Consider the following 21,252-nt stretch of genomic DNA (forward strand, 5'->3'; position numbering starts at 1 on the left):
CCTATGAAGACGCGCAACGACAAGCAACTGGTCGTCGGCCTGGACATCGGCACTCACAAGGTGACCGCCATCGTCGGCGAATACGAGCCGGGCGAACCGATCGAGGTGATCGGCATCGGTTCGCACGTCTCGCGCGGCATGAAGCGCGGCTCGGTGGTCGACATCGAGTCCACCGTGCACTCGATCCAGCGTGCGGTGGAAGAGGCCGAGCTGATGGCCGGCTGCGACATCCGCTCGGTGTTCGCCTCGATCTCCGGCAGCCACCTGGAGACCAAGAACTCGCACGGCACCGCGGCGATCCGCGACCGCGAGGTCACTCCCGGCGATCTGGAGCAGGTGCTCGAGGCGGCCAGTGCAGTGGCGATCCCGGCCGACCGCAAGGTGCTCTACAAGGAGTCGCAGGAATACCGCATCGACGGCCAGGACGGCATCCGCTCGCCGGTCGGCATGAGCGGCGTGCGGCTGGAAGCCTCGGTGCACCTGGTCACCGGCGCCGCGGCGGCGGTACAGAACATCACCAAATGCATCCAGCGCTGCGGCCTTGCGGTGGACGAGCTGGTGCCCTCGGCGGTGGCCAGCGCCAAGGCGGTGCTCACCGACGACGAGCGCGAGCTCGGCGTCTGCCTGGTCGACATCGGCGCCGGCACCACCGACATCGCCATCTACACGCAGGGCTCGGTCCGCTACACCAAGTCGTTGCCGGTCGGCGGCGACCAGGTCACCAACGACATCGCCTACGGCGTGCACACTCCGACCGCGCATGCCGAGGAGATCAAGATCAAGTACGCCTGCGCGCTGGCGCAGCTGGCCCACGCCGAGGAAACCATCCAGGTGCCCAGCGTCGGCGACCGCCCGCCGCGCCGCCTGGCCCGCCAGTCGCTCGCGCAGAGCGTGCAGGCGCGCTACGAGGAGATCTTCGAGATGGTGCAGGACGAGCTGCGCCGTTCCGGCTACGACAGCCTGATCGCCGCAGGCGTGGTGCTGACCGGCGGCGCCTCGCGAATGGAAGGCGCGCTCGAGCTGGCCGAGGAGATCTTCCACAAGATGGTGCGCATCGGCGTGCCGCAGCACGTCACTGGCCTGGGCGAGGTGGTCGCCAATCCGCTGCACTCGACCGGGGTGGGCCTGCTGCTGCACGGCGCGCGTGCCGGCAGCGTACGCGTCGCGCACCCGGTCGGTGGCAGCGTCGGCGGGCTGGTCGACAAGCTGCGCGGCTGGATCACCAAGAATTTCTAAGTGGCGGCGCGGAGCGCCACCGCGGGCGAATGGAGGTTCGCCCACCACCGAAGGTCAGGTAGGGACGCCGGACCCGCGGTTACAACGACAACGAAGCTCTACGGAGGACGGGAAATGTTTGAACTTATCGAAAAACTGGCACCCAACGCGGTCATCAAGGTCATCGGCGTGGGCGGTGGCGGTGGCAACGCCGTGGCACACATGCTCAACGCCGACATCGAAGGCGTCGAATTCGTCGTCGCCAATACCGACGCGCAGGCGATGAAGAACTGCGGCTCGCGCACCCACCTGCAGCTCGGCGGCAACGTCACCAAGGGGTTGGGCGCCGGCGCCAATCCGGAGGTCGGCCGTCAGGCTGCGCTGGAGGACCGCGAGCGTATCGAGGAAATGCTCGAGGGCGCGGACATGGTGTTCATCACCGCCGGCATGGGCGGCGGCACCGGTACCGGCGCCGCGCCGGTGGTGGCGCAGCTGGCCAAGGAGAAAGGCATCCTCACCGTGGCGGTGGTCACCAAGCCGTTCCCGTTCGAGGGCCGCCGTCGCATGCAGGTAGCGCTCAAGGGCATCGAGGACCTCTCCCAGCACGTGGATTCGCTGATCACCGTGCCGAACGAGAAGCTGCTTTCCGTGCTCGGTCGTGAAGTGACCCTGCTGAACGCCTTCAAGGCAGCCAATGACGTGCTGCAGGGCGCCGTGCAGGGCATCGCCGACCTGATCACCGCGCCGGGTCTGATCAACGTCGACTTCGCCGACGTTCGCACGGTCATGTCCGAGATGGGCATGGCGATGATGGGCTCGGGGACTGCCCGCGGCGATGACCGCGCACAGGCCGCGGCGGAGGCGGCGATCAACAACCCGCTGCTGGAGGACGTCAACTTGAACGGCGCCTGCGGCATCCTGGTCAACGTCACCGCTGGCCCCAACCTGACCATGCGCGAATTTGACGAGATCGGCCGCGTGATCCACGACTTCGCCAGCGAAGACGCCACCGTGGTGATCGGCACGTCGCTCGATCCGGAGATGCAAGACGACGTGCGCGTGACTGTGGTCGCCACCGGCCTGAACCGTGCCGCCGCCACCCGTCAACCGGCGCGTCCGGCCGCCACCCAGCAGGTGGAGATGCGCCAGCGCCCGCGTCCGGTGGTGCTGCGCACCGGCACCGGCAACGAGGTGGTCGACTACGCCGCCCCGGAAGTGGTCAGCAGCCACACTCGGGCGGAACCGCCGGCCAAGGGCAACGATGCGGGTTTCGACTACCTGGACATCCCGGCATTCCTGCGCCGTCAGGCCGATTGAGCGAATTTCCAAGGAGACACTTGCGAATATTGAACGAATCGCCAGATCAGCCGGTCAGAGCATGAGGCGTTCCGGGTTAGGCAATGCCCGCGTGCGGGCCTGCCTCGACGGCTGATGATTCCGAAGTGAAGACAGCGCGCCGGGACCGGCGCGCGTACCGGCCGGCACGGAGCCGTCGGCCTGTCCGTCCCCCTTGCGCCGGTACCCGTCCTCCCGGCGCAGGGGACGTGTCGCGGTAACTGCTTGAGAAACCGGGTATTGCGCCGCCTCGTGACCAGCGTCACAGATGAAGGAAATCTAAAGAGGCGACCAGACTGTACGGTACGGTTTGCTATTGCGGCTAGTTAAGACTGTGTTAGCATCCGTTCCCTGATTGGCTGCTGCCCACACTGGTACCAATAAAAAATGATCAAGCAGCGTACGCTCAAGAACATCATTCGTGCGACCGGCGTGGGTTTGCACACCGGCGACAAGGTCTACATGACCTTGCGTCCCGCCGCACCGAACACGGGCATCGTGTTCCGGCGCACGGACCTGAATCCCCCGGTCGACATCCACGCACGCCCCGATTGCGTGGGCGACACGCGCCTGTCCACCACCTTGGTCAAGGGCGACGTGCGCGTCTCCACGGTCGAGCACCTGCTGTCCGCCATGGCGGGCCTGGGCATCGACAACGCCTATGTCGAGCTGTCCGCCCCGGAAGTGCCGATCATGGACGGCAGCGCCGGCCCCTTCGTGTTCCTGCTGCAGTCGGCCGGCATCGAGGAGCAGAACGCCGCCAAGCGCTTTATCCGCATCAAGAAGCCGGTGAAGGTGCAGGAAGGCGACAAGTGGGCCAGCTTCGAACCGTTCGAGGGCTTCAAGGTCGGCTTCTCGATCGAATTCAACCATCCGATCATTTCCAAGCGCACCTCGCGCGCCGAGATCGACTTCTCTACGACCTCCTTCGTCAAGGAAGTCAGCCGCGCGCGCACCTTCGGTTTCATGCGCGACATCGAGATGCTGCGCGAGCACAACCTCGCCCTGGGCGGTTCGATGGACAACGCCGTGGTGCTGGATGACTACCGCGTGCTCAACGAGGACGGCCTGCGTTATGAGGACGAGTTCGTCAAGCACAAGATTCTGGACGCCATCGGCGACCTGTACCTGCTCGGCCACAGCCTGATCGGCGCCTACCACGCGCACAAGTCCGGGCACGAGCTCAACAACAAGTTGCTGCGCACGCTGATCGCCGATCCCACCGCGTGGGAAGAGGTTGTCTACCAGGACGATCCGGCCGTCTCGCCCATCTCCTACGCGCATCCCGCCCAGGCCATCTGAGCCCTCGCCGCCTCGCTGGAAGAAAGGCCGCCGGTGAGGCGGCCTTCTTCGTTTCTGTGATCGGGGCCGCTCGCCGAACACGCTTGGCTTCACGCTCTGGCGACGTCTTGGGGTGTACCTGCCCTTTCTCCGTGCTATAAAACCTCCCGCCGCCACGAGGCGGTCAGGGGGAAGCGGTGCCCGCCGGGCACCTTCGCGAAGACACGGGCCCCGCGCCTGCTAGTCCTTGGCGACCGGGAATCCAGCAGTTTCGGCGATGGACGCCAGATCGAGGAACAGTCCCTTCAGTTCCGGGTCTGTGATGGAGGCTGCAGCAGCCTTGAGATGAGTGGCTGCGGCAGGCGAAAGCGGTTTTGACCGATCCGGCTCCGTTGCGGCCGGTAGGGGGGGAGCCACTTTCACGGTGACCGAACTGGCGCTCGTGCCGATGGCACGGGCGGTGGCGAGTATCTGCGTCTGCATCAGGCGCAGGCGCGCCGCCCAGGCCGGTGAGGACGCCAGAAAGGCGAGGCGGCCGTTGCGCAGGTGGGCAAATCGTACCTGCTCGCGCAAGGGTGTCGGCAGCGTCTGGCGCAGGGCACGATCCAACGCTTCCAGTTCACCGGCCTTCCTGGCCAGCGAGGCGAACGAACCGCATTCGGCCAGTGGTCTGGGACCACGGTCAGGGCGGCGGGAAGCGGGGGGATCGGCGCGCTGCATGGTGCCAGCATCGGAAGAAAAAACAATGCAGATCATACTCGTATCCCGCTCCAAGAAAGTGCCCAGGACCTTCGATCTCAGCCAGCATCGGCTGCGCTGGCGGTTGGCTGGCATGGCTGCGGTAGCGGTGATCGGGTGTGGCCTGCTCGGCGCCGCGGTGGCGCTCACCATTTCCAGTCCGCACGACCGCGCGCTGGCGCAGATCCGTCAGCTGCAGCAGCAAGTCCATCGGCAGGACGCCCAGCTGGCGGGCGTACGCAAGGATTCCCAGCGCGAACTCGATGCGCTGGCGGTCAAGCTCGGCCAGCTCGAGGCGCAGTCCACCCGGCTCAATGCCCTGGGCGAGCGGTTGACCGAGGTGGGCAAGCTCGATCCACAGGAATTCAATTTCGACCAGCCCCCCGCGGTGGGCGGTATCGAGGACGCCACCGGCAGTGCCTATGGCTTGCCACCGAGGCTGGATGCCAGCATCGACCAGCTCGCCAGCCAGTTCGACGTCCAGCAGGCACAGCTGTCCGCGCTGCAGAGCCTGTTGCTGGATGCCAAGATCGACTCCAACCTCAAGCCCACCGGCATGCCAGCTTCGGGCTACATTTCCTCCTATTTCGGCGTGCGCCCGGATCCGTTCGACGGCCACGGCGCCCGCCACACCGGCCTGGACATCGCCGTGCCGTTCGGTTCGCCCGTCCATACGGTCGCCGAAGGCATGGTTACCTACGCCGGCGAGCGCAGCGGCTACGGCAAGGTGGTCGAGGTCGACCACGGCAACGGCTACATGACCCGCTACGCGCACAACAGCAAGCTGCTGGTGCGGCCCGGGCAGCGCGTGCATGTGGGCGAGGTATTGTCCCTGGCCGGTTCCACCGGTCGCTCCACCGGCCCGCACGTGCATTTCGAGGTCTGGTACAAGGGCCGCGTGGTCAATCCGCTGGCTTACGTCAAGAGCCACCGCTAGGCGTTCCGGTCTGAGTCTCCTCAAGCCACGCCACTTCTCCCGCTGGCCGTCCCGCCGGAGGGTTGGAGGGGCGCGCGCTCCGGCCTCCTGAGCCGCCACAAAGGTTTTTCCCGAGCAGAGCCGAGGCCGGTGCGGCGCCCGACAAGACGTCGCCGCGCTCCACCTTGAATCCCCCGCGCCCTGCCGCCATCCCGGTCGGCTGAGGCGCCTGTAGTAACATGCCTCCTTTCGCCCACGGTTCCCGCGGGCCTTGAGCCTTCAACGATGGAAGATCGATGTTCAATCGTGCCCTGACCAGCCTGTTCGGCAGCCGCAACGAGCGCGTACTGCGCCAGCTCTCCAAAACCGTGGCGCGCATCAATGCGCTGGAGCCTGAATTCGAGAAGCTGGAAGACGCGGCACTGCGCGCCAAGACCGACGAGTTCAAGCAACGCTTTGCCGCGGGCGAAACACTGGACAAGCTGCTGCCCGAAGCCTTCGCCGTGGTGCGCGAAGGCGCCAAGCGCGTGCTCGGCATGCGCCACTACGACGTGCAGCTGATCGGCGGCATGGTGCTGCACATGGGCAAGATCGCCGAAATGCGCACCGGCGAGGGCAAGACGCTGGTGGGTACCTTGCCGGTGTACCTCAATGCGCTGGAAGGCAAGGGCGTGCACGTGGTCACCGTGAACGACTACCTGGCACGCCGCGACTCGGCGCAGATGGGCAAGCTCTACAACTTCCTGGGTCTGTCCGTGGGCGTGGTGTACCCGGGCATGGACCACGGCGACAAGCACGCCGCCTATGCCGCCGACATCACCTACGGCACCAACAACGAGTTCGGCTTCGACTACCTGCGCGACAACATGGCGCTGTCGAAGGAACAGCGCTACCAGCGTGGCCTCAACTACGCGATCGTCGACGAGGTCGACTCGATCCTGATCGACGAGGCACGCACGCCGCTGATCATCTCCGGTCCGGCCGAGGATTCCCCGCAGCTCTACATGGCGGTGAACAAGATCGTGCCGCACATGGTGCGCCAGCAGGCGGAGGATGGTGCAGGCGACTACTGGGTCGATGAGAAGCAGAAGCAAGTGCACCTGTCCGAGGAGGGCATGGCGCACGCCGAGGAGCTGCTGCGCAAGGCCGGCGTGATCGAGGCCGAGAGCGGCCTGTACGACCCGAAAAACCTGGCGGTGGTGCACCACCTCAACGCCGCGCTGCGCGCCAACGGCATCTACCAGCGCGACGTCGACTACATCGTGCGCGACGGCGAAGTCATCATCGTCGACGAATTCACCGGCCGTACCCTGGCAGGCCGCCGCTGGTCCGACGGCCTGCACCAGGCGGTCGAGGCGAAGGAAGGCGTGCCGATCCAGCGCGAGAACCAGACGCTGGCAACGGTGACCTTCCAGAACCTGTTCCGCATGTACAAGAAGCTGGCCGGCATGACCGGCACGGCTGACACCGAGGCGTACGAGTTCCAGACCATCTACGGCCTGGAGGTGGTGGTGATCCCCACCCACAAGCCGATGATCCGCAAGGACAACCTGGACATCGTGTTCCTCAGCCAGGCGGCCAAGTATCGCGCGGTGATCGAGGACATCAAGGACTGCCATAAGCGCGGCCAGCCGGTGCTGGTTGGCACCACTTCGATCGAGGTGTCGGAACTCCTGTCCGAGCTGCTGACCAAGGCCAAGGTGCCGCACGAGGTCCTCAACGCCAAGCAGCACGAGCGCGAGGCGCAGATCGTTGCGCAGGCCGGCGCACCAGGCTCGGTGACGATCGCCACCAACATGGCCGGCCGCGGCACCGACATCGTGCTCGGCGGCAGCCTGGAGGCCGCGCTCGCCGCGCTGCCGGCGGACGCCTCCGAGGTCGACCGCCAGCGCGTCAAGAGCGAATGGAAGAAACGCCACGAGCAGGTCATCGCCGCCGGCGGCCTGCATATCGTCGGTACCGAGCGCCACGAGTCGCGACGCATCGACAACCAGCTGCGCGGCCGCTCCGGCCGCCAGGGCGACCCGGGCTCCTCGCGCTTCTACCTGGCGCTGGAGGACAATCTGCTGCGCATCTTCGGCGGCGAAGGCCTGGTGCGCTGGATGAAGCGCTTCGGCATGAAGGAGGACGATCCGCTCGAGGAGCGCATGATCAGCCGCCAGATCGAGAAGGCGCAGCGCAAGGTCGAGCAGCACAACTTCGACATCCGCAAGCACCTGCTGGAGTTCGACGACGTCGCCAACGACCAGCGCAAGGTGATCTACCGCCAGCGCGACGAGTTGCTGGAGGGCGAGGACGTTTCGGCCACCATCGCCGATATCCGCGAGGACGTGGTCGAGGCCATCGTGCACCGCCATGTGCCGCCGGACAGCATCGACGACCAGTGGGACATTCCCGGGCTGGAGCGCGCTCTGGAAAGCGAGTTCGGCATCACCACGGGCCTGAAGGCCTGGATCGAGCAGCAGCAGGAGCTGGACGCCCAGGCGATCCGTGAGCACGTGCGCGAGGCGATGGACAAGGCGTTCGCCGACAAGGAGGCGCAGATCGGCGCCGAAACCATGCGCCAACTCGAGAAGCACGTCATGCTGAGCGTGGTGGACAACGCCTGGAAGGAGCACCTGGCCAGCATGGACTACCTGCGCCAGGGCATCTACCTGCGTGGCTACGCCCAGCAGGATCCCAAGCAGGCATTCAAGCGCGAGTCGTTCGAGCTGTTCTCGGACATGCTCGAGCGCATCAAGCACGAAGTCGTGCAGATGCTCGCGCGCATCCGCATCCGCAGCGAGGAAGAAGTCGCCGCGATGGAGGCCGAGCAGCAGCGCCTGGCCGCGCGCCTGCAGCAGCAGATGCTCGCCAGTGGCGGCGGTGCGCCGGTCAATGCGCTCGGCGCGGAAACGCCGCCCGCTGCCGGCGGTACGGTGCAGCACGAAGGCGCCAAGGTCGGCCGCAACGATCCCTGTCCCTGCGGTTCGGGCAAGAAGTACAAGCATTGCCACGGCCAGTTGGCCTGATGTCGCTTCCGATCCTCTCCCCATCGGGGGAGAGGATCGAGACGAGGTTCATTCGCTGCGAGCTACGTCCAGAGCGTTTCAACGACGCACGAGCAGCTCGGGCAAAGAGAGGGGCTGAAACTCAGTCCCCACCGCCCGGCTGCCGCTTGCGATGGGGCTCGGCGTTCACCGTGATGTACTGGGGATCCTCGTCGTCCAGCCGCAGCGCGGTGAGCCGGCCGCCCCATACGCAGCCGGTGTCGATCGCATACACGCCCAGTCCGGCGAAGCGGCCGAGCGCCGACCAGTGCCCGCAGACCATGTTCACTTCGCGACGGCGCATGCCGGGTACGGCGAACCAGGGATAAAGCCCCGGCTTCTGCGTGCCGGGCATTCCCTTGGCTTCGAAATCGATGCGGCCGTTGACGTCGCAGTAGCGCATGCGCGTCATTGTGTTGATCGAGGCGCGGAAGCGCTCGACCCCCTGCAGCCGGCTCGACCAGGCCGCCGGGCGGTTGCCGAACAGGTTCCGCAGCAGGCGCGGATGCCGCGGGCTGGACAGCTCGCGCTCCACTTCCTGCGCCGCGCGCAGCGCCTGGCGCAGCGTCCACGAGGGCGCCAGCCCGGCGTGCACCATGCCCCAGCCGAGCGCCTCGTCGTAGTGCATCAGTTTCTGGCTGCGCAGCCATTCGAACAGCACGGGCGCATCGTCGGCGAACAGCACCTCGCGCAATTCGGGATTGACCCGCGATTGCGCATCGGGCTTGCGCTGGGCGATCGCCAGCAGGCTCAGATCGTGATTGCCCAGCGTGAGCACCACGTTCTCGCGCAGGCCGTGGATCAACCGCAGCGTCTCGAGCGACTGGCCGCCGCGGTTGACCAGGTCTCCGCAGAACCAAAGCTGGTCGCGCGCCGGGTCGAAACGCAGCTTGTCGAGCAAGCGCGAGAGCTCCGGATAGCAGCCTTGCACGTCGCCGATTGCATATGTCGCCATCAGAACTCGTCCGTCCAGAGCCGGTCCATCGGAGGCGAACCCTCGGTTGTGCGTGCCATCAGTGCAAGGTGCGCGGTATGGACAGCGTGAACGGCGCGATCGGCGCCTCGAAGCGCGTGCCGTCGTCGGCGAGCATCTGATAACTGCCCTGCATGGTGCCGACCACGGTGTCGAGCACGGCGCCGGAGCTGTACTGGTAGCGATCGCCTGGCCGCAGCCAGGGCTGCTCGCCGACCACGCCCTCGCCGCGTACCTCTTCCACCTTGCCGTTGGCATCGGTGATCACCCAGTGGCGGGTGAGCAGGCGCGCCGGTACGTCGCCGGCGTTGTGCAGCGTCACGGTGTAGGCGAACACGTAGCGGTTGTCGTGCGGCTTGGACTGGTCGGGGACGAAGCGGCTTTCGACCTGCACGTCGATCGTGTAGGAAGGTTTGGGATTCATCCGCCGATTGTACGGCCTGGCGCCGTCCATCGCGTGCAGGCTCGCCTCACGCGGGAAGTCTGGCCAGGCGTACGAAGTCCTGCGGCGCGAGCGTCTCTGCGCGTGCCCTCGGATCGATGCCCGCGCTGGCGATGGCGGCGCTGTCGAGCAAGGTCTTGAGGCTGTTCGAGAGTGTCTTGCGACGCTGCGCGAAGGCGGCCTTCACGATCGCGTACAGGCGCTGCGGATCGGCATCGTGGCGCTCGTGCGGCGGCAGTGGCACCAGGCGCACCACTGCCGAATCGACCTTCGGCGGCGGGCGGAAGGCGCCGGGCGGCACGGTGAACAGCGGCTCCACGCGGCAGGCCAGCTGCAGCATCACCGACAGCCGGCCGTATACCTTGCTGCCCGGTTCGGCCGCCATGCGATCGACCACTTCCTTCTGCAGCATGAAGTGCATGTCTTCGATCGCCGCAGCGTGGTCGACGCAATGGAACAGGATCGGGCTGGAGATGTAGTAGGGCAGATTGCCGGCCAGGCGCACGCGCGCCACGCCAAGGCCTCGCGCCAGCGACGTGAAGTCCACCTTGAGCACGTCGGCGTGGATGATTTCCAGCTCGCCCACTCCGGCGGCGCGCGCTGCGAGATCGGGGATGAGGTCGGTATCCAGCTCGATGGCCGTGAGCCGCCCGGCGGCAGCGAGCAAGGGCAACGTGAGCGCACCTTCGCCCGGGCCGATCTCGACCATGCGGTCGTCCGGCCGCGGCCCGATGGCGCTGACGATGCGCTCGATGTAACGCTTCTCGTGGAGGAAATGCTGGCCGAAGCTTTTCTTGGGGCGGGCGTTCATGGTGTCGTTGATGAAAGCGGGCCGGCGTCACGGCGCATGGCCAGCTCGATGGCCATGCGGGTGGCCGCGACCAGGCTGGACGGATCCGCGCGGCCGGTGCCGGCCAGGTCCAGCGCGGTGCCGTGGTCGACCGAAGTGCGGATGAAGGGTAGACCCAGGGTGAGATTGACCGTGCGGTCGAACGCTTCGCTCTTGAGCACCGGCAGCGCCTGGTCGTGGTACATCGCCAGCACCGCGTCGTAGCGCTCCCGCATGGCGGGGACGAACGCGGTATCGGCCGGCAGCGGCCCGAGCAGTCTCATGCCCTGTGCGCGCAGCCGGGCGAGTACCGGTTCGATCACGTCGCGCTCCTCGAGGCCGAGGTGGCCGCCTTCGCCGGCGTGCGGGTTGAGGCCGAGCACGGCGATGCGCGGTCGTGCCAGGCCGAACTTGCGCTGCAGTTCGCCGTGCACGATGGCCAGCGTGCGCTCCAGTGCGTCGGCGGTGACCGCATCGGCCACGGTCCGCAGGGGCAGGTGCGTGGTCGCCAGCGCCACGCGGAGTTCCGGGCTGGCGAGCATCATCACTACGTCGGCGCCCGCGCGCTGCGCGAAGAACTCGGTGTGGCCGCTGAAGGGTATGCCGGCGTCGTTGATCGAGGCCTTCTGCAGCGGCGCGGTGACCACCGCGGCGTAGCGGCCTGCCTGGCAGCCGTCGGCCGCCTCGGCGAGCGTGGCGAGCACGTGGTGAGCATTGCGCGGGTCGGGATGCCCAGGACGCTCTTCCACCGCGAGCGGTACGTGCCGCACGCGCAGGCTGCCGGGCTCGTGCGGGCGCGGCTGGCCGTCGTCCTCGTGCAAGGCGATCGCCACGCCACAACGCCGCGCGGCGCGCTGCAGCAGGTTGCGGTCGGTAATGGCCACGATCCCGGCCGCCAGCGGCATGGCGGCCAGACGCACCAGCAGCTCCGGACCGACGCCCGCCGGTTCGCCGGCGGTCAAGGCCAGTCGTGGCGGGTCGGCTTGCAAGTGATCGCTCAGCTGTTGGCCCGCGCGTCCGGATCCTTCAGCGCGGGCACCAGGATGTCGATGTAGGCGTCCGAGCGCAGCTGGCGCAGGAAGTCCTCGTAGGCCTGCTCGGCCTTGCGGTTGCCGATCGCCTGGCGTGCCTGGTTGCGCTCGGATTCCTCGGTCACGTCGCTCTTGCGCGTGCCCTCGAGCTGGATGATGTGCCAGCCGGCTTCGCTCTGGAACGGCTGGGAAACCTCGCCGTCCTTGAGCTGCGCCAGTTGCTGGGCGATCGTGCTGCCCCACTGGTCACGCTGGAACCAGCCCATGTCGCCGCCGGCGTTGGCGGTGGTCGGGTCCTTGGAGTTCTCCTTCGCCAGCTTGGCGAAGTCCTCGTGTTTGTTGACGATGCGGTTGTACAGGTCCTGCGCCTTCTGGTGCGCCTGCTCGGCCGTGACCAGCTCGCTCGGGCGGATCAGGATCTGCCGCGCGTGGTACTCGGTCACCACCTGGCGGCTGGGAGCGCGCTGGTCGATCAGCTTGAGGATGTGGAAGCCGGTGGGACCGCGCAGCGCGGCGCTGACCTGGCCGGGCTTCATGCCGGCGATGGTGTCGGCGAACGCCGGCGGGATCTCGTCCATCTTGCGCCAGCCCAGGTCGCCGCCCTCGAGCGCGTCCTGCGCGTCGGAATAGCGGATCGCCGCGGCATGGAAGTCCATGCCGCCCTTGATCGCGTCGAGCGCCTGCTGCGCCTTGGCCCGGGCAGCCTGGATGTCGGCTGCGCTGCCTCCGGCGGGAATCGAGATCTGGATGTGCGCCAGATGCACCTCGCCGGCCTTGTAGGTCGGACTGGCGAGCAGGTTGTTGATCTCGCTGTCGGTGATGTTGACCTGATCGCGCACCACGCTGTCGTGCAGACGCTGCACCACCAGCTGGTCGGCCAGCTGGCTGCGGAAGGCGGCGAAGCCCTGCCCGCTCTGTTCGACCGCCTGCTGCAGCTGCTCGGGGCTCATGTGGTTCTGCTGGGCGACCGCGGAAACGGCCTGGTCGATGTCGGCGCTGGAGACCCGGATGCCTTGCTCATCGGCCTTGGCCACCTGCAGCTTCATCAGGATCAGCCGGTCAAGCACCTGGCGATCGAGCACGTTGTCCGGCGGCAGCTGGCCGGGGTTGCTGGCGTACTGCTGCTTGACCGAGCGGACCGCGTCGTCCAGCTCGCTCTGCAAGATCACGTTCTCGTCGACCACGGCCACGATGCGGTCCAGCGGCTGCGTGCCGGAGGCCGTGGCGCCGGCCTGCGACTGCGGCAGAAGCTGGGCCTGTGCAGGCAGGGCGGTAGCCGCAACGAGCGCAAGGAGGAGCAGCGCGGAAGGGTGCTTCATCGGTCGGAACCTTCAATCGCCTGGACGGCGATGGTGGGAGGGACGGTGCCTTGCGGCCGGTGCGGACCGGCTGACAACCGTGGATCGCAACGGCGCCGGAAAGTTCGCGGCGCGCCGTCATTGATAGCCAAGAATACCACGCCGCAGCACGGCCTCGGTCTGGCCGTTGAAGGCGCCCAGGCCCTTGAAGACCAGTTCGAACATGACCGCGTTGTTGGTGCGGCCCTGGTCGGTGAAGGGGCTGGTCGCGACCACGTAGTGTCGCCCGACCACCCGCACCGCGACGCAGCAGCTGTCGTACTCGACGCCGGCCAGCGCCTCCACCGTGCGACGGTCGCGCACCGAATAGACCCAGCGGCCCAGCAGCCGCCAGCGTTCGGAAACCGGGTAGACGATCGAGCTGTCGTACTGCTCCACCAGGTCGCGGCGGTAACGGTAGGAGAAGTTGAAGATGCCGTCGGTGCCGATGCGCCGCTGCAGGCCCAGCGTGCCCAGGTCGGTCTGGCGAGTGTTCGGGCTCCACTGGTAGGCGCTATCGAGACGCCAGCGATCGTTGAGCTGGATGCCCAGCTGGGCCACGTAGTCCGAACGCGTCCAGTCGGTCGGCGCCGCGGTGGTGGAGTTGCTGTTGGGCAACTGCACGCGCTGCGGCGCGAAGTAGCGGATCTGGCCGAAACTGGCCGACAGCCGCTCCACGCCGTTGTCGTCCAGCAGGCGGGTGGTGAGCGCGGCGGTCAGGTTGTTGGCGTTCATCTGGCGGTCGGCGCCGGAGAACTGGTTGGGCGAGAACAGCTGCCAGTAGTCGAACGACATGCGCGTGGTGTCGAACAGCGGCAGGTCGTTCTGGTTGCGGTAGGGCACGTAGAGGTAGTAGAGCCGCGGCTCCAGCGTCTGCGTGTAGGACGTGCCGAAGAGCGAGGTCGAGCGGTCGAAGATGAGCCCGGTGTCCAGGCTCGCGATCGGCAGCGTGCGGCTGGGCGAGCGCCGGTCGAAGGGCGATACGTCGGTGCCGCCGAGCAGGCCGGCATAGCCGTAGCGCTGGTAGTTGCCATCGAGCTGGTAGGCGGTGTAGCGGTAGGCCAGCTTCGGCCGCACGAACCAGGCGGCGCCCTGGAAGTCGGCGGCAAGGTAGGGATACAGGTCCAGCCGCTTGCCTTCGATCACGTCGTCCTTGCGGAAGGCGACCGCTTCGGTGTTGGCGCCGAACTCGAGCCAGCGGTTGATCGGCAGGTCCAGCCCCAGCGTGGCGCGCGGCCAGCGCTTGTACTGCACCACGGTGTCGGGCAGGTAGGGGTCGACGTTCTGGTAGCTGTCCGCGCCGAAGGAGGCGTTCCACCAGTTGCCGCCGCCGCTGACATAGGCGCTGGAGGCCAGCGTGCCAATGGCCGAGGTGTACAGGTCGTTGCCGAAGTCGCGCAGGTAGTTGCGGTCGGAGGTGCGGTTGATGCTCGTGCCGAACGACCACGGGCCGATCAGGTGCGTGTAGTCGTTGTATTTGAGCAGCCAGCGGTCGCGGCCCTGTGTCGGCGTGCTGTTTTCGGTGTCCTGGCCATGGTCGTTGGGCAGGTACTCGGCATTCAGCTGCCCGGCCGTGCCCGGAAACAGGTAGCGGAACTCGCCCGCCAGTACGGTACCGCGCTGGGTATAGATGCGCGGTTCCAGCGTGGCGTCGTAGTTGGGTGCCAGGTTGAGGTAATAGGGGATCGAGAACATCGTGCCCGAGCGGCTCGAGCCGCCGAACGTCGGGTAGAGGAAGCCGCTCTTGCGCCGGTTGTCGATGGGGAAGGAAAACCACGGCAGATACAGGAACGGCACATTGGCGAAGCGCATCGTCGCGCTACGGGCCGTGCCTTCGCCGTTGGCCTTGTCGATCTTCAGGTCCTTCGCGCGCACCTCCCACAGGTGGTGGCCCACGTCGCAGGTGGAATAGGTGACCTGGCTGTAGCGGCTGTGCTGGGCGTCGAGCAGTTCGCCGCGCGCGGCGGTGCCGTTGCCGCGCGACTGCAGCAACTGGTAGCGCACATTGTCGGCCATGCCGTGGCTGGCCTGGTTGTTGCCGCGCAGGCGGTCGGCGCTGAGCAGCTCGCCGGCCTCCTGGTAGCGCACGTTGCCCTGCGCGTCGTAGTCGGTGGTGGTGTCGTTGTAGTCGACGCGGTCGGCGCGCAGCAGCTGGTCGGCGCGGGCGATGCGCACGTTGCCCGACAGGCGGTAGATCGCCTGGTTGGAGCTGTCGACGTGGGTGGCGTGCACGTCGGTGTCGGAGCGTTCGCGTTGCGTCGGGTCGCGCGGGAGCGTGGGGTCGTAGAACTCCAGCAAGGCGTTGGGATGACACATCGCAAAATTTTCCGGTCGGGCCGGACAGTGGAACGTACCGAGCGGGCAGCTGGGCACGCCCTCGTCCGCAGCCGCCTTGGCGTGGGCCTTGGCGAGTGCCGCGTGGGCCTGGGCCGGGCCGCCGAACAGGGCGATGGCTGCGGCGACCGCGAGCAGGCGGCGTGGTGGCAAGGCGCGCGGGGAGTGGCTCGGCGTCACGGTGGCTGTCGGCGGTCGATGGGACGCGTAAAGCTAGCAGAAAGGCCGCCTGCCCGGCAGGAAGCCCGGGCGCTCCCGCCGGCCACGGGCCTGTTCAGCCCATCAGCGCGCCGACGTGCGCGGCGGCGCTGGCGGCGAGGGCGCCGAGATCGTAGCCGCCTTCGAGGGTGGACACGACGCGGCCGGCGGCGTGCGTGCGGGCCACATCCAGCAGGCGGGCGGTGAGCCAGGCGTAGTCGTCGGTTTCCAGTTGCAGTTGTGCCAGCGGGTCGTCGCGGTGCGCGTCGAAGCCGGCGGAGACCAGCAGCAGCTGGGGCGCGAAGGCGTGCAGGCGCGGCAGCAGCACCTCCTCCCAGACCTGGCGGAAGGCCCGCGAGCCTGTATCCGGCGGCAACGGCGCGTTGATCAGGTTGCCCACGCCGGTTTCCGCGGCGGCACCGCTGCCCGGATACAGCGGCCACTGGTGACTGGAGACGAACAGCACCCGCGGCTCCTGCGCGAAGATATCCTGCGTGCCGTTGCCGTGGTGGACGTCGAAATCGGCGATCGCCACGCGCTGCAGGCCGTGCTCGGCCAACGCATGCGCGGCGCCCACGGCGACGTTGTTGAACAGGCAGAAGCCCATCGCCTGGTCGGCCGTCGCATGGTGGCCTGGCGGACGCACCGCGCAGAAGGCGCGGCTGGCCGATGCGTCGAGCACCGCGTCGACCGCGGCCACCACCGCGCCGGCGGCGCGCAGCGCGGCCTCGGCCGAGCCCGGCGACATGTACGTGTCTTCGTCCAGCTGCACGAGGCCCGTGGCGGGCGCGCTCGCCAGGATGCGCGCGACGTACGCCGGCGCGTGCACGCGCTCCAGCGCCTCGCGGCTGGCCCGCGGCGACTCGATCCGGTCCAGCGGGGCGAAGCGGTCGCGGTCGAGCGCCGCCAGCACCGCCTGCAGGCGTGCGGGTGATTCGGGGTGGCCGCGGCCGGGATCATGCTCGAGACACGCCGGATGGGTGTAGAGCCGCAGCATGGAAGGCCTCAGCTCCGAGGCCGCCGTTCGTGCTGCCAGAGCACTTCGCCGTGCCCGCCGGCGCGGGCGAGCACGCGGGAGATCACGAACAGCAGGTCGGACAGCCGGTTAAGGTAGCGCTGCGGCTGCGGCCGCACGGTCTGCGCCCGCGCAAGCGCAATCACCTCGCGTTCGGCGCGCCGGCACACGGTGCGCGCCAGATGGCCGCAGGCCGCGGCCATGCCGCCGCCGGGCAGGATGAATTCCTTCAGCGGGGGCAGCGGCTCGTTGAGCGCGTCCAGGACGCTTTCCAGCCGTGCGATGTCCTGGTCATGCACCATCGCCATGCCAGGAATGCAAAGCTCGCCGCCGAGGTCGAAGAGGTCGTGCTGCACCTGGGTCAGCGCCTCGTGCACCTGGGCCGGGACGCCTTCGCAGGCGAGCACCATGCCGATCGTGCTGTTGAGCTCGTCGACCGTACCGTAGGCGGCCACGCGGGCCGAGTCCTTGGGCACCCGCGAGCCGTCGCCCAGGCCGGTGCTGCCATCGTCGCCGGTGCGGGTGTAGATCTTCGAGAGGCGGTTGCCCATCAGCGCGCGGGGGCGTGGGCCAGCGCGCGCGTCAGCTGGGTCGCCAGCACATGCAGCAGCGCGCCCAGGCCGACGTACATGGCGGTGACCCCGAGGAACGGCAGGTACCAGTCACCCATGTTGGCGAACCAGGCACCCATGCTGCGCGGCGCCGGCACGCTGCCGCTCAGCCAGTAGAAGCTGCCGTTGGAAACAATGAAGCAGACCGCCTCGCTGGCCAGCAGCGCGGCCACCGCCAGCCCCAGGGTGGACAGCGTCAGGCGCTGGCCGCGCCGGGCCAGCCAGCTGCCGCCCAGCCACAGCGCGCCGTAGGCGGCGATCAGGAACCAGTACGCCGGCGACACGCAGTAGTGGCTCCAGAAGTTCAGGCCCTGGCCGGCGATCACCAGGTAGTCCACCAGCACCGCCTCGGCCATCAGCAGCGGGAAGGCCCAGCGGCCGGCGCCACGCAGCCAGAAGCCGGCCAGGAAGAACACCGCCCAGCTGGCGTCGGGGAAGATCTCGAAATGGTAGAAGCGGATCGCGCCGCGGGTGATGGCCATCAACAGGGCGAGTGCCAGGAAGATGCCCAGGCGCTGGTTTCGCGTCATAGCCATGAGGTGCTCCGTATGCAGCGGCGTGAAGTCGGAAAGGCGAACGGCTAGTCTAGCCCAAGCCCGGCCGACTCATGCGATGCCTTCGCGTTCGGCCGTATCATCCGGCGCATGAATGTCCCCCCATCTTCCCGCGGGCCCGTGCTGATCGTCGGCGGCGGCCTAGTCGGTGCCAGCCTGGCGATCGCGCTGGACACGGCCGGCGTGGAGGCGCTGCTGGTGGAGACCGCGGCGCCGCGTGCCGACGCGCAGCCCAGCTACGACGAACGCAACCTGGCGCTGGCCCGCGCCACGGTCAACGGCCTGGAGGCGATCGGCGTGTGGAAGCACGCGTGCGAGCGCGCCACCGCCATCGAGCACATCCATGTCAGCCGCGCGGGCGAATTCGGCAGCGTGCGGCTCGACGCGCAGGAGGCCCGCGTCGATGCGCTGGGCTGGACCTTGCCGGCGCGCGAGCTGGGCGCCGCGCTGCTGCGCCGTCTGGACGAATGCACGCTGCTCAGGCGCCTGGCGCCGGCGACGCTGGAGGCGGTCGAACCGCTGCCGCAGGGCTGGCGCGCGCGAGTGCGCACGGCCGAAGGCGTACAGGCCATCGACACGCCACTGCTGGTCGGCGCCGACGGCACCGAATCGTTCGTGCGCGCGCAGCTGGGCATCGCGGCCGACGTGCACGATTACGGGCAGACCTTGTTCGTCTGCACCGTCACGCCCGAGCGCGCGCACGGCCATCGCGCCTTCGAGCGCTTCGGCGACGAGGGCCCGGTGGCGTTGCTGCCGCTGGCGGAGCGTCGCTGTGGCCTGGTGCTCACCATGCCGACGGGGCAGGCCCATGCGGTGGCGGCGATGGACGATGGCGATTACCTCGCGCTGGCACAACGCCGCTTTGGCTGGCGGCTGGGACGGCTGACGCGCCCGGGCCGGCGCTTTCCCTACGCGATCCGTCGCGTGGCCGCCGCGCGCCTGACCGCGCCGCGCGCCGTGCTGGTCGGCAATGCGGCGCAGACGATCCACCCCATCGGCGCGCAGGGCTTCAACCTCGGCCTGCGCGATGCACTGACCCTCGCCGAGCTCGTCGCACGTGCGGCAGACCCTGGCGACGGACGGCTGCTCGATGCCTATGCCGCGCGCCGTGAACCCGACCGCGAGGGCACCATGGCAATGAGCCACGGCCTGGTCCGGCTCGCCTGCCTGGCGCAACCGGCGCTGGCGCCGCTGCGCTCGCTGGCCTTGCTCGCCTGCGATCGCCTGTCGCCGCTGAAGGACGTGCTGCTTCGACGCGGCATGGGCTTCCGCGGCACGCCGCCGCAGGCCGTGCTGGAGCGAGCGCCTTGAGCGCGCGCGTCGAAGCGCGCCGCCGCGCGCCGCTGCTGGACGTGGCCGTGGTCGGCGGCGGCATGGTCGGCGCCGCCGCCGCGCTGGCGCTGGCCCGCGCCGGCTTCGCCACCGCCCTGGTGGAGGCCCGCGCGCCGGCCCCCTGGCATGGCGAGGGCGAGGTCGACCTGCGCGTGGTCGGGCTGGCACCCTCGTCGATCGCGCTGCTCGACGAACTGGGCGTGTGGACGTCCATCCGCGAACGCCGTGCCGCGGCCTATGCGCGGATGCACGTGTGGGACGCGCGCAGCGGCGCGGCGATCGGCTTCGATGCCGCCACGACGGGACACGCCTGGCTGGGCTGGATCGTCGAGAACAACCTGGTGCAGTGGACCTTGTGGCAGGCGCTGGAGTCGGCCGGCGTGCAGCGGTTGTGCCCGGCGCAGGTGACCGGCTACCGGGCGTGCGAAGACCGCATTGTGCTGGAGCTGGAAGCAGGCGAGACCGCCAGCGTGGCGGCGCGCCTGCTGGTCGCCGCCGACGGCGCGGGTTCGCCCCTGCGCCGCATGGCGGGCCTGGAAACGCACGGGCGCGACTACGGCCAGCGCGCGGTGGTCGCCCACGTGGCCACCGAGCGGGCGCACCAGGACACGGCCTGGCAGTGCTTCCTGCCGGGCGGGCCGCTGGCGCTGCTGCCGCTGGCCGACGGGCGCAGCTCGATCGTGTGGTCGCTGCCCGAGGCCGAGGCGCAGCGCGTGCTCGCGCTCGCGGACGGAGCGTTCTGCGACCAACTGGGCATCGCCGCCGATTTCCGGTTGGGCCGCGTGCTCTCGGCCACGCCCCGCGCCGCCTTCCCGTTGAGGCTGCAGCTTGCCGACGCCTACCAGGCCGAGCGCTTCGTGTTGCTCGGCGACGCGGCGCACGCGGTGCATCCGCTGGCCGGACAGGGCGTGAACCTGGGCCTGCGCGACGTGGCCGAGCTGCGCGACACGGTCGTTGCCGCGCGCGAGGCCGGCCGCGACATTGCAGCGGCGCACGTGTTGCGCCGCTATGCGCGCCGCCGCCGCAGCGCCGACACGCTGGACGCCTGGAGCTTCGACGCACTGGCGCACATCTACGCCTGGCAGGCGCCGCCACTGGTGGCCGCGCGTGCGCTGGGCGTACGCCTGGCCGATCATCTTGCGCCGCTCAAACGCCGGCTCGCCGCACACGCCGCCGGCCGCTGACCGGAGTTTTCCCCAACCGCGGCCGGATGCCGCGGCGCCCGGCGCGGAGCGCCGACCCACCCACCCCGGAGCCGCCGCCATGCGCCGCATCCTGTTCGCCCTGCTCTCGCTTCCCCTGGCCTTTGCCGCGTCCGCGAAGATGGTGCATCGCCCCGTGGAATGGACCGACGGCGGCACCCGTTTCCACAGCGTGCTGGTCTACGACGATGCGGTTTCCACCCCGCGACCCGGCCTGGTGATGGTGCCCAACTGGTACGGCGTGAACGACCAGGCGGTGGCCAAGGCCGAGATGATCGCCGGCAAGCAGTACGTGATCCTGTTGACCGACATGTACGGCCAGGGCGTGCGCCCGAGGAACGACGACCAGGCCAAGGCGGCGGTCCAACCGCTCTATGGCGACCGCGATCTGATGCGCCGGCGCATCAATCTCGCCTTGGCGCAGCTGAAGGCGCAGGCCGGCAAGGCGCCGTTGGACCTGGGCAAGCTCGCCGCGATCGGCTTCTGCTTCGGCGGTTCGGCCGTGCTCGACCTGGCGCGCAGCGGCGCCGACCTGGCGGCGGTGGTGTCCTTCCACGGTGCACTCGCCGCCGGCAAGGCCTCGCAGTCGGACCGCTTCAAGGCGCGCGTGCTGGCGATGAACGGCGCCGACGACAAGGGCACCATGCCCGACGCCGACGCCTTCATGAACGAGATGCGGTCGAGCAAGGCCGACTGGCAGTTCGTGGTGCTCGGCAACGCGGTGCACTGCTTTACCGAGACCGACCAGAACTCTCCCGGCTGCAAGTACGACGCGCGCGCCGCCGCGCGCAGCTACCGCATGATGCACGACTGGCTCGACGCGGCTTTCGCCTGGAGGCCGTAAGGCGACACTCAGGGCTGGCCTTGCAAGGCCAGCCCA

The 21,252-nt window shown here is 68.6% G+C and carries 18 protein-coding genes; 8 read left to right on the plus strand and 10 right to left on the minus strand.

Going from position 1 to position 21,252, the window contains the following annotated elements; genetic code table 11:
• Nucleotides 1-3: 3 nt before the first annotated feature.
• The 3 genes from ftsA (at nucleotide 4) to lpxC (ending at nucleotide 3,852) form a co-directional block, all read left to right on the plus strand.
• Nucleotides 4-1,236: a cell division protein FtsA gene (gene ftsA, locus VGU65_RS00305; protein WP_327472157.1), complete on the plus strand. Its 1,233-nt coding sequence runs from the start codon at nucleotides 4-6 to the stop codon at nucleotides 1,234-1,236.
• A gap of 114 nt (nucleotides 1,237-1,350) precedes the next feature.
• Nucleotides 1,351-2,532, plus strand: coding sequence for a cell division protein FtsZ (gene ftsZ / locus VGU65_RS00310; protein WP_327472158.1), 1,182 nt, complete (start codon nucleotides 1,351-1,353; stop codon nucleotides 2,530-2,532).
• 405 nt (nucleotides 2,533-2,937) lie between these two features.
• Nucleotides 2,938-3,852, plus strand: a complete 915-nt coding sequence (lpxC, locus tag VGU65_RS00315; RefSeq protein ID WP_291192632.1) for a UDP-3-O-acyl-N-acetylglucosamine deacetylase — start codon at nucleotides 2,938-2,940, stop codon at nucleotides 3,850-3,852.
• A 219-nt stretch (nucleotides 3,853-4,071) separates the two neighbouring features.
• Here the strand turns inward: lpxC and VGU65_RS00320 are convergent, their stop codons facing one another.
• On the minus strand, nucleotides 4,072-4,587 hold the full coding sequence (locus VGU65_RS00320) for a DciA family protein (RefSeq protein WP_414655771.1): 516 nt from the start codon (nucleotides 4,585-4,587) through the stop codon (nucleotides 4,072-4,074).
• Here VGU65_RS00320 and VGU65_RS00325 point away from each other — a divergent pair.
• Both VGU65_RS00325 and secA read left to right on the plus strand, forming a co-directional pair.
• Nucleotides 4,577-5,506 carry a peptidoglycan DD-metalloendopeptidase family protein gene (locus tag VGU65_RS00325; RefSeq protein WP_327472159.1) on the plus strand — a complete coding sequence of 310 codons (930 nt, stop codon included), beginning with the start codon at nucleotides 4,577-4,579 and terminating at the stop codon, nucleotides 5,504-5,506. The genes VGU65_RS00320 and VGU65_RS00325 overlap by 11 nt on opposite strands.
• A 275-nt stretch (nucleotides 5,507-5,781) precedes the next feature.
• Nucleotides 5,782-8,496 (plus strand): preprotein translocase subunit SecA, encoded by a 2,715-nt coding sequence (secA, locus tag VGU65_RS00330; RefSeq protein ID WP_327472160.1) that lies wholly within the window; start codon nucleotides 5,782-5,784, stop codon nucleotides 8,494-8,496.
• A 121-nt stretch (nucleotides 8,497-8,617) separates the two neighbouring features.
• Here the strand turns inward: secA and VGU65_RS00335 are convergent, their stop codons facing one another.
• The 9 genes from VGU65_RS00335 to VGU65_RS00375 all read right to left on the minus strand — a co-directional run bounded on the left by VGU65_RS00335 (nucleotide 8,618) and on the right by VGU65_RS00375 (nucleotide 17,820).
• Complete coding sequence (locus VGU65_RS00335) at nucleotides 8,618-9,469, minus strand: symmetrical bis(5'-nucleosyl)-tetraphosphatase (protein ID WP_327472161.1); 852 nt, start codon at nucleotides 9,467-9,469, stop codon at nucleotides 8,618-8,620.
• 58 nt (nucleotides 9,470-9,527) lie between these two features.
• Nucleotides 9,528-9,911, minus strand: a complete 384-nt coding sequence (apaG, locus tag VGU65_RS00340; RefSeq protein WP_327472162.1) for a Co2+/Mg2+ efflux facilitator ApaG/CorD — start codon at nucleotides 9,909-9,911, stop codon at nucleotides 9,528-9,530.
• Between the two features lie 46 nt (nucleotides 9,912-9,957).
• A complete protein-coding gene (gene rsmA, locus VGU65_RS00345) occupies nucleotides 9,958-10,740 on the minus strand; it encodes a 16S rRNA (adenine(1518)-N(6)/adenine(1519)-N(6))-dimethyltransferase RsmA (protein ID WP_327472163.1) in 783 nt (260 codons plus the stop codon).
• Complete coding sequence (gene pdxA / locus VGU65_RS00350) at nucleotides 10,737-11,747, minus strand: 4-hydroxythreonine-4-phosphate dehydrogenase PdxA (RefSeq protein WP_327472164.1); 1,011 nt, start codon at nucleotides 11,745-11,747, stop codon at nucleotides 10,737-10,739. The genes rsmA and pdxA overlap by 4 nt, the downstream gene beginning before the upstream one ends.
• A gap of 8 nt (nucleotides 11,748-11,755) precedes the next feature.
• The gene (locus VGU65_RS00355; protein ID WP_327472165.1) at nucleotides 11,756-13,108 is read right to left on the minus strand and encodes a peptidylprolyl isomerase; all 1,353 of its coding nucleotides are present in this window, start codon (nucleotides 13,106-13,108) and stop codon (nucleotides 11,756-11,758) included.
• 117 nt (nucleotides 13,109-13,225) lie between these two features.
• Nucleotides 13,226-15,640 carry an LPS-assembly protein LptD gene (gene lptD, locus VGU65_RS00360; RefSeq protein ID WP_327472166.1) on the minus strand — a complete coding sequence of 805 codons (2,415 nt, stop codon included), beginning with the start codon at nucleotides 15,638-15,640 and terminating at the stop codon, nucleotides 13,226-13,228.
• Nucleotides 15,641-15,734: 94 nt separating this feature from the next.
• The gene (locus VGU65_RS00365) at nucleotides 15,735-16,655 is read right to left on the minus strand and encodes a histone deacetylase family protein (protein ID WP_327472167.1); all 921 of its coding nucleotides are present in this window, start codon (nucleotides 16,653-16,655) and stop codon (nucleotides 15,735-15,737) included.
• 8 nt (nucleotides 16,656-16,663) lie between these two features.
• Nucleotides 16,664-17,224, minus strand: coding sequence for a cob(I)yrinic acid a,c-diamide adenosyltransferase (locus tag VGU65_RS00370; RefSeq protein ID WP_327472168.1), 561 nt, complete (start codon nucleotides 17,222-17,224; stop codon nucleotides 16,664-16,666).
• The gene (locus tag VGU65_RS00375; protein ID WP_327472169.1) at nucleotides 17,224-17,820 is read right to left on the minus strand and encodes a hypothetical protein; all 597 of its coding nucleotides are present in this window, start codon (nucleotides 17,818-17,820) and stop codon (nucleotides 17,224-17,226) included. Before VGU65_RS00375 ends, VGU65_RS00370 begins: the two co-directional genes overlap by 1 nt.
• Before the next feature lie 108 nt (nucleotides 17,821-17,928).
• On the opposite strand from VGU65_RS00375, the gene ubiH reads away from it, so the two are divergent.
• From ubiH to VGU65_RS00390, 3 genes are all read left to right on the plus strand, one after another.
• Nucleotides 17,929-19,149 (plus strand): 2-octaprenyl-6-methoxyphenyl hydroxylase, encoded by a 1,221-nt coding sequence (ubiH, locus tag VGU65_RS00380; RefSeq protein ID WP_327472170.1) that lies wholly within the window; start codon nucleotides 17,929-17,931, stop codon nucleotides 19,147-19,149.
• Complete coding sequence (locus VGU65_RS00385; protein WP_327472171.1) at nucleotides 19,146-20,354, plus strand: FAD-dependent oxidoreductase; 1,209 nt, start codon at nucleotides 19,146-19,148, stop codon at nucleotides 20,352-20,354. Before ubiH ends, VGU65_RS00385 begins: the two co-directional genes overlap by 4 nt.
• A 79-nt stretch (nucleotides 20,355-20,433) precedes the next feature.
• Nucleotides 20,434-21,216 carry a dienelactone hydrolase family protein gene (locus tag VGU65_RS00390; RefSeq protein ID WP_327472172.1) on the plus strand — a complete coding sequence of 261 codons (783 nt, stop codon included), beginning with the start codon at nucleotides 20,434-20,436 and terminating at the stop codon, nucleotides 21,214-21,216.
• Nucleotides 21,217-21,252 lie beyond the last annotated feature (36 nt).

The organism is Frateuria sp., from assembly GCF_035943815.1.
Taxonomy (GTDB): Bacteria; Pseudomonadota; Gammaproteobacteria; order Xanthomonadales; family Rhodanobacteraceae; genus Frateuria_A.